11 protein-coding genes are annotated in these 11,155 nt (G+C 61.4%); 8 read left to right on the forward strand and 3 right to left on the reverse strand.

The genetic code is table 11. The annotated features are described in order from the left end of the window. Positions 1-8 precede the first annotated feature (8 nt). Together IG616_RS21805 and IG616_RS21810 are read left to right on the forward strand one after the other, a co-directional pair. Positions 9-701: a protein-L-isoaspartate(D-aspartate) O-methyltransferase gene (locus IG616_RS21805; RefSeq protein WP_192150907.1), complete on the forward strand. Its 693-nt coding sequence runs from the start codon at positions 9-11 to the stop codon at positions 699-701. 200 nt (positions 702-901) lie between these two features. After that, positions 902-2,353, forward strand: a complete 1,452-nt coding sequence (locus IG616_RS21810; protein ID WP_192150909.1) for a M23 family metallopeptidase — start codon at positions 902-904, stop codon at positions 2,351-2,353. Positions 2,354-2,451: 98 nt separating this feature from the next. Here the strand turns inward: IG616_RS21810 and IG616_RS21815 are convergent, their stop codons facing one another. Continuing rightward, complete coding sequence (locus tag IG616_RS21815; protein WP_192150911.1) at positions 2,452-3,324, reverse strand: ATP-binding protein; 873 nt, start codon at positions 3,322-3,324, stop codon at positions 2,452-2,454. A 234-nt stretch (positions 3,325-3,558) separates the two neighbouring features. On the opposite strand from IG616_RS21815, the gene yajC reads away from it, so the two are divergent. The 5 genes from yajC (at position 3,559) to IG616_RS21840 (ending at position 8,116) form a co-directional block, all read left to right on the forward strand. Further along, positions 3,559-3,891, forward strand: coding sequence for a preprotein translocase subunit YajC (gene yajC, locus IG616_RS21820; RefSeq protein ID WP_192150912.1), 333 nt, complete (start codon positions 3,559-3,561; stop codon positions 3,889-3,891). A gap of 74 nt (positions 3,892-3,965) precedes the next feature. After that, the gene (secD, locus tag IG616_RS22935) at positions 3,966-5,576 is read left to right on the forward strand and encodes a protein translocase subunit SecD (protein ID WP_192150914.1); all 1,611 of its coding nucleotides are present in this window, start codon (positions 3,966-3,968) and stop codon (positions 5,574-5,576) included. Positions 5,577-5,592: 16 nt separating this feature from the next. After that, a complete protein-coding gene (gene secF / locus IG616_RS22940; protein WP_343072414.1) occupies positions 5,593-6,546 on the forward strand; it encodes a protein translocase subunit SecF in 954 nt (317 codons plus the stop codon). Positions 6,547-6,553: 7 nt separating this feature from the next. Beyond that, positions 6,554-6,931, forward strand: a complete 378-nt coding sequence (locus IG616_RS21835) for an Mth938-like domain-containing protein (protein WP_192150916.1) — start codon at positions 6,554-6,556, stop codon at positions 6,929-6,931. A 330-nt stretch (positions 6,932-7,261) separates the two neighbouring features. Further along, entirely contained in the window at positions 7,262-8,116 is an 855-nt protein-coding gene (locus IG616_RS21840; RefSeq protein WP_192150918.1) for a phytoene/squalene synthase family protein, read from the forward strand. A 55-nt stretch (positions 8,117-8,171) separates the two neighbouring features. Here IG616_RS21840 and trmFO read toward each other — a convergent pair whose 3' ends face one another. After that, entirely contained in the window at positions 8,172-9,575 is a 1,404-nt protein-coding gene (trmFO, locus tag IG616_RS21845; RefSeq protein ID WP_192150920.1) for a methylenetetrahydrofolate--tRNA-(uracil(54)-C(5))-methyltransferase (FADH(2)-oxidizing) TrmFO, read from the reverse strand. 176 nt (positions 9,576-9,751) lie between these two features. Between trmFO and IG616_RS21850 the strand changes: the two genes are divergently transcribed. Next, positions 9,752-10,399: a hypothetical protein gene (locus IG616_RS21850; RefSeq protein WP_192150922.1), complete on the forward strand. Its 648-nt coding sequence runs from the start codon at positions 9,752-9,754 to the stop codon at positions 10,397-10,399. 160 nt (positions 10,400-10,559) lie between these two features. Here the strand turns inward: IG616_RS21850 and IG616_RS21855 are convergent, their stop codons facing one another. Beyond that, positions 10,560-10,709, reverse strand: coding sequence for a DUF1127 domain-containing protein (locus IG616_RS21855; RefSeq protein WP_192150924.1), 150 nt, complete (start codon positions 10,707-10,709; stop codon positions 10,560-10,562). Positions 10,710-11,155: the final 446 nt, after the last annotated feature.

Genomic DNA, 11,155 nt, shown 5'->3' on the forward strand with positions numbered 1-11,155 from the left:
GGGAATGAATGAGCGGCGCAAACGGGCCGGGGCAGATTATTGAACCGCACCGCGAAACCCCCGATGAGGTGGAGGCGCGGGCCTCGCTTGTTCTTGCCTTGCGCCGGAGAGGCATTGGCGACCGGGCGGTGCTGTCAGCTATAGAGCGGGTGCCGCGCCGCCTGTTCCTGTCCGCCGTTCACCATCATCTGGCCTATGAGGATGCCTCACTCCCGATCGAATGCGGGCAGGTGGCTTCCGCACCCTCCTTTGTCGCCAGGGTCATGCAGGAGCTGGAGCTGAAGCCGGAACATTCGGTTCTGGAGGTCGGCACCGGCTCAGGCTATCAGGCCGCCGTCCTCGCCCATCTGGCGGGCAGGGTGGAAAGTGCCGACCGGTATCAGGCGCTCGTGGATCTTGCCGCCCAGCGGATAGCCGCTCTCAAGCTGAAGACCGTGCAGGTCCACCACGCCGACGGCTTGCTCGGACTGGGCGCACAGGGGCCCTTTGACCGGATCGTGCTCAACGGATCGGTGACAGAGATCCCGCAAGGGCTTTTTGCGCAGTTGAAGCCGGGGGGGATTCTGATTGCGCCGCTTGGTATTCCCCGTGAACCGCAGACGCTGATCAAGCTGAACCGGGCAGGCGGGTCAGAGGAGCGCAAGAGGCTCGGTACCGTGCGCATGATCTCCTTGGTTCCCGGTCTCGCTGGGCGGCTGTGATAAAACAGGCCCGGACTTGATATCTGGGGCAGGTCTGGTTGAGATCTTGTCCAGCTTGCTTCACGTATTGTCAGCATTGAGGATCTATCTGAGCGAAAGTCAGCATTGGCACAGATTGAGCCGGTTTCTTAGCTCTTTATAAACCTTACTGGTTTCTACTCTTAACCATAATGATCAATCATCTATCGGTTGAGAGTGCTATGAGTAAGCGGCTGCGTATCCTCCGTGGCGATCTGATGTCACGGATTGCCTTGATCTCCCTGACCGCCGGTCTGCTGGCGGGGTGCAGCTCTGCGACTGAGCGCTTCAGTGACTATGACTTCACCACGAGCAGTGTGTCGAACCGGCCTTCTGCCTCCAGCCAGCCGGCGCAGCCGTCCTACCGGGATGTCGCCAGCGGCTCGCAGAATTACGGCTACAACGGCCAGCTTCCCTCCGCAGGCGGGCGTGCCGGTGCAACCGGGTCCGTAACCCGCTCCGCAGATGGGGCTCCTCTGCCTCATGCAAATGTGCCTTCCGGCGGCGCCTCTTATGCATCTGCTCCGGCAGCCGCTCCCGTGCCTTCGCGCCGGTCTGTGGTGACTTCGAATTCGCTTCCGCCGGTCGAGACGGCGCCTGCGCCGGAAACACGCACGGCTTCGCTGCGTGAGCCGGTTGCGGCAACGCCTTCGGTCTCGACGGCGAATGCGGTTTCCTGGAATGGCTGGTCTTCTGCGGGGGGCACGCGCGTCACTTTGCGCAACGGCGACACGGTCGCGGGTCTGTCCAAGCGTTACGGGGTTCCCGAGCGGGCGATTGTTGCTGTGAATGGCATCGAAGACATTTCTTCGGTCCGTCCGGGACAGAGCCTGATCATCCCGACCTATGTCTATTCGCCGAATGGCAGCAGCCGGCAGGCCGATGCTGGGGCGGTCGTTCGTCCATCGTCACGCCCGGATACAATGGTAACCGGTTCGATCCCGAACGCGTCCGAGGCGGGTGTCCGCGCTGTTCCTGAGGCCAAGCCCCGCTATCAGCCGCAGTTCGCTGAAGTCCGCTCCGGCAAGGTCTCGGATGCAGCTCCCGTCCGCGTCAGCACGCCGGACGCAAAGCCTGCCCATTCGGCCGCGCCTGTCGCCACCCGCACGGTGAGCGTTTCCGGGTCTGTTCCCCAGAGCCCGTCCAAACCTGCTCTGGTCTCCAGTGTGCAGGAGCCTGTCCGTCAGGAAGCCGCTCCGGCCAAGATTGAGAAGCCCCAGGTTGTCGCCAATGCGGATCCGGTCGAAACCGGCGTTCCGAACTTCCGCTGGCCGGTTCGCGGCAAGGTGATTTCTGACTTTGGCGCCAAGCCGGGCGGCGCGCGCAATGACGGCGTGAACCTCTCCGTTCCGGAAGGCACTCCGGTCAAGGCCGCCGACAGCGGCACGGTGATCTATGCCGGGAACGAGCTGAAGGGCTACGGCAATCTGGTTCTGCTGCGCCATGAAGACGGCTGGGTGACGGCATATGCCCATAACTCAGAGCTGAACGTGAAGCGCGGTGACGCGGTCAACCGGGGTGACACGATCGCCCTTGCCGGCGCCACGGGTTCCGTTAATCAGCCCCAGGTGCACTTCGAAGTGCGCAAGGGCAACAAGCCCGTCGATCCGATGCGCTATCTGCCGAAGGACTGAGACAGTCTGCTGAGCGGATTTTCACTATCGAAAGCCCCGGCAAGTCCGGGGCTTTTGCATGTGTGGTCTGCCTGCCTGAAAACCCAGGGGTGCCGTTGTCAGCTCAGCGTCTGTCCCAGACGTCCGGCGAGGTCCTGGATGAACTGAAAGGCTACACGTCCTGAGCGGCTGCCACGGGTGGTGGCCCATTCCAGCGATTGCGCGCGCAGGGCGTCCGCCTCGATCTTGAGGCCGTAGTGCGCGGCATAGCCGTTGACCATCTCCAGATAATCGTCCTGACTGCATTTGTGAAAGCCGAGCCAGAGGCCGAACCGGTCGGAGAGGGAGACCTTTTCCTCGACCGCTTCTGCCGGATTGATGGCGGTGGAGCGCTCGTTCTCGATCATATCCCGCGGCAGCAGATGGCGGCGGTTGGACGTTGCATAGAAAATGACGTTGTCCGGACGCCCCTCGATGCCGCCTTCCAGCACCGCCTTGAGCGATTTGTAGGACGTGTCGTCATTGTCAAAGCTCAGGTCGTCGCAAAAGATGATGAAGCGCTGGCTTGCGTCCCGGATCTGCTTCATCAGGGCGGGCAGCGTCTCGATGTCCTCCCGGTGGATCTCGATCAGCTTGAGATCGTTTGAACCCATTTCCTGATTGACAGCAGCTTGAGCAGCCTTCACCAGCGAGGACTTGCCCATGCCGCGGGCACCCCAGAGCAGGGCGTTGTTCGCGGGCAGCCCGCGGGCAAAGCGGCGTGTGTTGTCGAGCAGAAGATCCCGGACCCTGGAGACGGAACATAGCAGAGCGATGTCGACCCGGTTCACCTTGGCGACCGGCACCAGTTCGCCGGGGGCAGGGGACCAGACGAAAGCATCCGCCGCATCGAGATCCGGCGCGGCAGGAAGCGGCGGCACCGCACGGGCCACAAGTTGCAGCAGGGAATCGAGTTTCTGGTTCAAAAGGGCGATGTCGCTGGTTTCGGGCATTGGGACTTGTAACCTTGAATTTCGGACCCACTTTGGGGGCGGCCAGGAGCGAACAAGACGAGTAACACGGGGATGGCGGTACGAAAACGGCGCTTATTCCCATTCCGGTACGCTTGTGGCGGGCCGGATTACTTGAAAACCGCCACGCCGCCGGTATAGTCCGGCCACCAGAATTTGGCATTTGTTGCCGGCGGCAAGCTTTGCCGGCGCGAAGAGCCCTCAGAGGAGATATGTATGTTCATCACCCCCGCCTACGCGCAGACCGGAGCTCCGTTCGACGTTGGCATGATCGGCCAGTTCCTGCCGTTCATCCTGATCTTCGTGATCATGTACTTCCTGATCATCCGTCCGCAGCGTCAGCGCATGAAACAGCATCAGGCCCTGATCGCAGGTCTGCGCCGCGGCGACAAGATCGTCACCAGTGGCGGTCTGATCGGCAAGGTCTCCAAGGTGGTGGACGACAGCGAACTGGAAGTGGAACTGTCTGAAGGCGTCAAGGTGCGGATCGTCCGCTCCATGGTTCAGGAAGTCCGTTCCAAGTCCGAACCGGCCAAGGAAGGCGCATAAGCGCTCCCTGACTTCGCATTTGCGCCAGGCCGGTCTCTTTTCCCGGCCTGGCACCCCAGCACAGGCCTCCCGTCATGCTTTATTTTGCCCGCTGGAAGATTGCCGTCATCACACTCGTGGTCCTTGCCGGCATTCTGACGACGCTGCCCAATTTCTTCTCCGCCAAGACTCTTGAAAGCTGGCCGGGCTTCCTGCCGCACAACAAGATGGTTCTTGGCCTCGATCTGCAGGGCGGTGCCTATCTGCTCTATGAAGTCGACAAGGCCGACTATGTCCAGAAGCGCTTCCGGACCCTTGAAGGCGATATCCGCAATGCGCTGCGTGAGCAGCCGCGCATCGGCTATACAGGCCTCGGGATCCAGGGCGATGCTGTTCAGGTCCGGATCCGCGACCTGTCCCAGCTTGAGGAAGCAACCAAGCGCCTGAACGGCTTGCGCAATCCTCTCGTCAACTCGGTCTTCGGCGGTCAGGCCGTCAACGAGTTCGACGTCAATGTTTCCAGCGATGGTCTGGCGCGCATCACCTATTCCCAAGAGGGCCTGGACCAGCGCCTGCAGTCGATCGTTCAGCAGTCGATCGAGGTCATCCGCCGCCGCGTCGACGAAATCGGCACCACGGAACCCAGCATTCAGCGGCAGGGCACCGACCGTATCCTGGTTGAGGCACCGGGTGAAAGCGATCCGCAGCGCCTGAAGGATCTGGTCGGCCAGACCGCGCAGCTGACCTTCCACATGGTCGATACCTCCATGTCCGGCCAGCAGGCGCTCCAATCCCGTCCGCCAGTGGGCACCGTCGTGGCCATGTCCACAGACGATCCGCCCATCCCCTATCTGATCGACGAGACACCGCTTCTGACCGGTGAAGACCTCGTGGATGCCCAGGTCTCCTTTGATCAGCGCAACAATGAGCCGGTGGTGAACTTCCGCTTCAGCACGGCAGGCGCCCGCAAGTTTTCGGTCATCACCCAGCAGAATGTCGGCAAGCCCTTTGCCATCGTTCTGGACAATGAAGTGATCTCCGCTCCGGTCATCCGGGAGCCGATCACCGGCGGGTCGGGTCAGATCTCGGGTAATTTCACGGTTGAAGGCGCCAATGACCTGGCGGTCCTGCTGCGTGCGGGCGCTCTTCCGGCCAAGCTGACCGTGATCGAAGAACGCTCCATCGGCCCGGGTCTTGGCGCCGACTCGATCGAAGCCGGCAAGCTGGCCTCGCTGATCGGGGCTGCCGCCGTCGTGATCTTCATGATCCTGGCTTATGGCCGTTTCGGCATCATTGCCGACGTTGCACTCGCGGTGAACGTGATCCTGATCTTTGGGGTGTTGACGACACTGCAGGCAACGCTGACGCTGCCGGGTATTGCCGGTATTGTTCTGACCATCGGCATGGCGGTGGACGCCAACGTACTGATTTATGAGCGTATCCGCGAGGAAATGCGGGCAGGGCGTTCTGCGATCTCCGCCATCGACGCCGGGTTCAGCCGCGCACTCGGCACCATCCTGGATGCCAACATCACAACGCTGATCGCGGCACTGATCCTGTTCCAGCTCGGGTCCGGGCCGGTCAAGGGCTTCGCCGTTACGCTTGCTGTCGGTATTTTCACGACCGTCTTTTCGGCCTTCACCTTCACGCGGTTCCTGATCGCCATGTGGGTGCGCCGCGCGCGGCCGACGAAACTGCCTCTGTAATCCGGGAGTTGAAAGAGTGGCTTTGCTAAGACTTATTCCGGATGACACGAAGATCCGGTTCATGTGGCTCAGAAAGATCAGCTTCCCGCTGGCCATCGTTCTGGGGCTTGGTTCCATTGCACTGTTCTTCATGGTCGGCCTGAACTACGGCATCGACTTCAAGGGCGGTACGGTTATCGAAATGAAGACCCAGGGGCCTGCCGATGTGGCGGGTATCCGGTCGGCCCTGAGCGATCTGAACCTGGGCGACGTTCAGGTTCAGCAGTTCGGCGGTGAAGATGAAGTGCTGGTCCGCATTGAGGAGCAGCCGGGCGGAGAACTTGCCCAGCAGGCCGTAGTCGCCAAGGTGCGTGATGCCTTTGCCGAAGACCAGGTGGATTTCCGCCGGGTTGAGGTCGTGGGCCCACGCGTGTCCGAAGAGCTGGCGCGTGCCGGGATCCTCGGGGTTGCTGTCTCCCTGATTGCGATCCTGTTCTACATCTGGTTCCGGTTCGAGTGGCAGTTCGCCATCGGTGCGATCCTGACCACTTTCAATGACGTGCTGGTCACCATTGGCCTGTTTGTCATCCTGCGTCTGGATTTCTCGCTGTCGTCCATTGCGGCGGTTCTGACCATCATCGGTTACTCGCTCAATGATACCGTGGTGGTCTATGACCGGATCCGCGAAAACCTGCGCCGCTACAAGAAGATGCCGCTGACCGATCTTCTCGATCAGTCCATCAACGAAACCCTGTCGCGCACCACCATGACGTCGCTGACGACCCTGCTGGCCCTGTTTGCCCTCTATGCCTTCGGCGGCGAGGTCATCCGGTCCTTCACCCTCGCGATGATCTTCGGGATTGCCATTGGCACCTATTCGTCGATCTTCCTGGCAGCTCCTTTCCTGATCCTGTTCAACCTGCGTTCGGACGGCAAGTCTGACGGAGAGAATGCAGAATCCGGGGAAACCGGCACAGCTCCGGCGGCCTGAGGCGATCATGGAAATCCGGGACGCTCATTTTCCGGGCCGGGCCCCGCTCGATGCCTATGGCAACGGCGGGTTCCGGTTCGCCAACATGTCCCACCGGGGCTCCATCCTGTGCGTGCCTTCGGGCATCTATGGATGGACCCCGGTTTCCTTTGCCGACCTTACCCTTGACGCCTTCGCCAAGGTTCTGGAAGAGCCGGGCGATATTGAAGTGCTGCTCGTCGGCACCGGTACGGATCTCCGGCCCCTGCCTCAGGAGCTGAAACAGGCGTTCCGGGAGGCCGGTATCATTTCCGATGCCATGTCCACAGGGGCCGCCGTGCGCACGTTCAACGTCATGCTATCGGAAGAGCGGGCCGTCGCCGCAGCCCTTCTGGCAGTGGAGTGAGTCTAGACGCTTCAATCGCGTTGCGTGGTGGGCTTCTTCTCTATCCGCAGAGTTCGCAGCATGCTCCCGTCTCCCCCCTTGAGGGGGAGATGTCAGCGTAAGCTGACAGAGAGGGGTAAAGTTTCTGCAAGCTCAGTGACGCTGATGTGCTCCGAGGGGCTGAGTACCCCACTCTGTCTCCCGAAGGAGACATCTCCCCCTCAAGGGGGGAGAACGGGGTATGCCGCGCTGCTTTGATGTAAGGCCAAACGTTGTGCGAGGGGATCTCTTGGCTTTGAAATGCCGGTTTTATTCTGAGATTCTCCTTCCCAAATCACATACGATCAGATCATGACCTCCAGCTCTTACGACTACGCCCGCGAGATCGTCTATGCCCAGGACCGGGACCGGTATCTGGCCGGGCTCTTTGCAGCTGAGGACGCCCGGAACGGGCTCTGGTCGCTTTATGCGTTCAATGCGGAGATTGCCCGGGTCCGGGATCTGATCCGCGACCCTCTGCCGGGCGAAGTGCGGCTGCAGTGGTGGCGGGACTTCCTGCAAGGCACGGAGCACGGGGATGCGGCTGCCAACCCGGTCGCCGATGCGCTGGGGCAGACGATCCGCGCCTATAACCTGCCGGTCAAGGCCTTGACCGACATGATTGATGCCCGCGTCTTTGATCTTTACGACGACCCGATGCCCACGCTTCATGATCTGGAGGGGTATTGCGGTGAAACCGTTTCAGCTCTGTTCCAGCTGGGGGCTCTTGTCCTGAACAAGGGGCAGGATGCAGGCACGGGAGAGGTGGCTGGCCATGCGGGCGTTGCCTTTGGTCTGTGCGGCCTGATGCGCGCATTGCCTTGGCACGCGGCCCGCGGACAGATGTATCTGCCCGCCGACCTTCTGGACCGGCATGGCGTTGACCGTCAAACAGTGCTCAAGGGCGAGGCCACGCCCGAGCTGAGGGCCGCTCTTGCAGAACTCCGTGGCCATGCCCGCCATCACCTGGTCCGTGTGCGCCAGAAGCTCAAAGATGTGCCGCCGCAGGCCGCAGCCGTCTTTCTTCCGCTTGCCTTGGTAGAGCCGGTGCTGGCCCGGATGGATGCCAAGGATTTCGATCCCCTGCGCGGATCTGCCGAGCTCTCCCAGCTCCGGCGCCAGTGGATTCTGTGGCGGGCTGCGCGCAAATCCGGTCCGAAACTCTGAATTCTCACAAAAAGACGGCCCCGGATAGAATCCGGAGCCACTGATTTGCTGATCGTCAATTACTCGGCTGAAGCGGGGCGATCCAGGTGGCGAAGTCTGCTTTGGCGCGTTCGGTCATGGCCAGCTTCTTGGCATTGGTCTTTTCCTTGCCCTTGAGCCGCTTGCCATCTGCTCCGGTTTTCGGTGCGTCGACGGGCGGAAACAGGCCGAAATTGACGTTCATCGGCTGGAATGACCGTGGGCCGCCTTCATCCTCGCGGGAAATATGCCCGCCGGTGATGTGGCCGATCAGGGCGCCCATGGCGGTCGTTTCCGGCGGGGTGACGATATCCCGGCCGAGCCGCTCCATGGCGGCAAAAATGCCGGTCATACAGCCGACGCTGGCCGATTCCACATAGCCTTCGCAGCCGGTGATCTGGCCGGCGAAGCGCAGGCGCGGCTCGGCCTTCAGGCGCAAGGTGCCGTCCAGAACCTTGGGCGAGTTCAGGAAGGTGTTGCGGTGCAGGCCGCCGAGGCGGGCGAACTGGGCGTTTTCCAGTCCGGGGATCATCTTGAAGATCTCTGCCTGGGCGCCGTATTTCAGCTTCGTCTGGAACCCGACCATATTGTAGAGCGTGCCGAGGGCATTGTCCTGGCGCAGCTGCACCACCGCATAGGCCTTGACCGTCGGGTTATGGGCGTTGGTCAGCCCCATGGGCTTCATCGGACCATGGCGCAGGGTCTCGCGTCCGCGGGCCGCCATCACTTCAATTGGCAGGCAGCCGTCGAAATAGGGCGTGTTTTCTTCCCATTCCTTGAAATCGGCCGTGTCACCTGCGATCAGCGCGTCGATGAAGGCGTCATACTGTTCCTTGTCGAGCGGGCAGTTGAGATAGTCCTTGCCGTTGCCGCCGGGGCCCACTTTGTCATAGCGGGACTGGAACCAGGCCTTGGAAAGGTCGACCGACTCGAAATGCACGATCGGCGCGATGGCGTCGAAGAAGGCCAGGGCATCCTCGCCGCAGCGGGCCAGAACGGCTTCCGAGAGAGCTGGAGAGGTCAGCGGGCCGGTGGCGACGATCACACTGTCCCACTCCGCCGGTGGCAGGCCTGCGATCTCCTCGCGCTGGATCGTGATCAGCGGATGCTCTTCCAGAGCCTTTGTGACCGCATCGGAAAAGCCGTCCCGGTCCACCGCCAGCGCACTGCCGGCGGGCACCTGATTGGCATCACCGCAAGCCATGATCAGCGAGCCGGCTTGGCGCAGCTCGTGATGCAAGAGACCAACGGCGTTGTGCTCGCTGTCATCGGAGCGGAAGGAGTTGGAGCAGACCAGCTCGGCCAGGCCTTCGCCCTTGTGGGCATCGGTTTTGCGGACGGGGCGCATCTCATGGAGCACCACGGGAATGCCGCGCCGGGCGATCTGCCAGGCAGCTTCGGAACCAGCCAGTCCGCCGCCGATCACGTGGATGGGGGTCATGTCTTCGATCCTTTGGGATTGGGGGCCTACGGGCAGGCCTCAAACTTTTTGCCAAGGCGCGTCAGAAGCTGACGAACCAGCCGGGCTTTCAGGCGTTTGATTACAGTCTTGATTGGCAAGCTGCAATGCCGTGCTACACAATTCCGTAAGGGCAATTGGGACTGGGGATTCGCCAGGTGAAATTTGGAAACCAGACTAGAGGTGCCACCGGCTTCGCAAGGGCGCTGCCGGCACTGGTTGTTGCTGCGCTTCTGGCGGGGTGTGCAGGACAGGCCGAGGGCGATGCGGGAGCCTGGTATGGCGCGCATAATGGCACCGCGCCCAAGGTGGACCGGATCTATGTCTGTCACGGCTTCGGCTGCGCCTACAAGACGCCGGTGTCCTTTTCCGGAAAGGACCTCGCCCGTTTGAAATCCATCCTGAAGAAGGGCGCCGTGTCTCCGGCGGCGGAGCGCAAGGCAATTGCGGCGGCCGTGAGCTGGCAGGAGCGCCGTGCAGGCCCCATCGTAGGCTCCAGCAACGATATCGGCGGGCTGGACATGCAGAATGCAGGTGTGCGCGGACAGATGGACTGCATCGATGAATCGACCAACACCAACAGCCTGCTGCTTTTCGCGCAGCGTCACGGCTATCTGAAACACCACACGGTGTCCTCGCCCGTGGCACGGGGCTTCTTCCTGGATGGCCGGTATCCGCATGCCTCTGCGACGGTCAGGGAAAAGGGGAACGGAGCAGTCTATGCGATTGATTCCTGGCCGACCAGCAACGGGGAACTGCCGGTGATTTCACCGCTGGACGTGTGGATGGCCCGGCAATCCGGTTAGGCAGAACGTTGTGGCAAAGAGCACGGTCTGCCAGTCATAGAAAAGGTCAAAGAAAAGCCCGCCGGGGGAGGAAACCGGCGGGCATTTTTGCGTCCGCTGTAGCGGCGCTTCACACGGCTTTCGGGAGGAGGAGCGCCGTCTGAACTTTAAAATCTGTCATTTAGCGGGTTGCGGACCGTGCCACGGACACGATGTCCGCGCGGCTGATGCCGAGGTCGGAGAGCTCACGGTTGGAGAGCTGGGACAGCTCGTCGTAGGTGTTCCGGAAACGCTTCCAGCTCTGGTACTTGCGGGCGACATTGTTGAACATGATAGGCCTTCTTTCTCTCTCTGTGGCCTAGAGCGCCGCGGATCGGCGTCAGGCCCGTTCGTCATTTGATAATCAGAAGATAGGCCTATCGGATTGCCTTAGGTAGAGGCCAAACCGCACGTCTGATCTGCTGAAAATGCAGACCTTTGCTCAGTCTATGCTTTGGAGGTCTGCCGCTTTATTTTGTTGAACTGTTGCGGACAAAAGAAAAGCCCGCCGGAGGGAGGAAGCCGGCGGGCTTGTTTGCTTCTGCTTTTGCGAAGCGCCGGATTGGCCGTGGGAGGAGACCGGCCGTCCGGGAAGGAACTCAGTGCTGACCTTAGAGCGTGTCGCGTTTAATCACTTTGATATCCCGCCGCTTTGAGGAAGTTGTAGCACTCCTCCTCGGGGAAGAGATTGCAGACGTGCCCGACGGCATTCCACAGGTCTTCATAGGTTCTGGCGGC

The sequence above is a fragment of the Roseibium litorale genome (assembly GCF_014842915.1).
Classification (GTDB): domain Bacteria; phylum Pseudomonadota; class Alphaproteobacteria; order Rhizobiales; family Stappiaceae; genus Roseibium; species Roseibium litorale.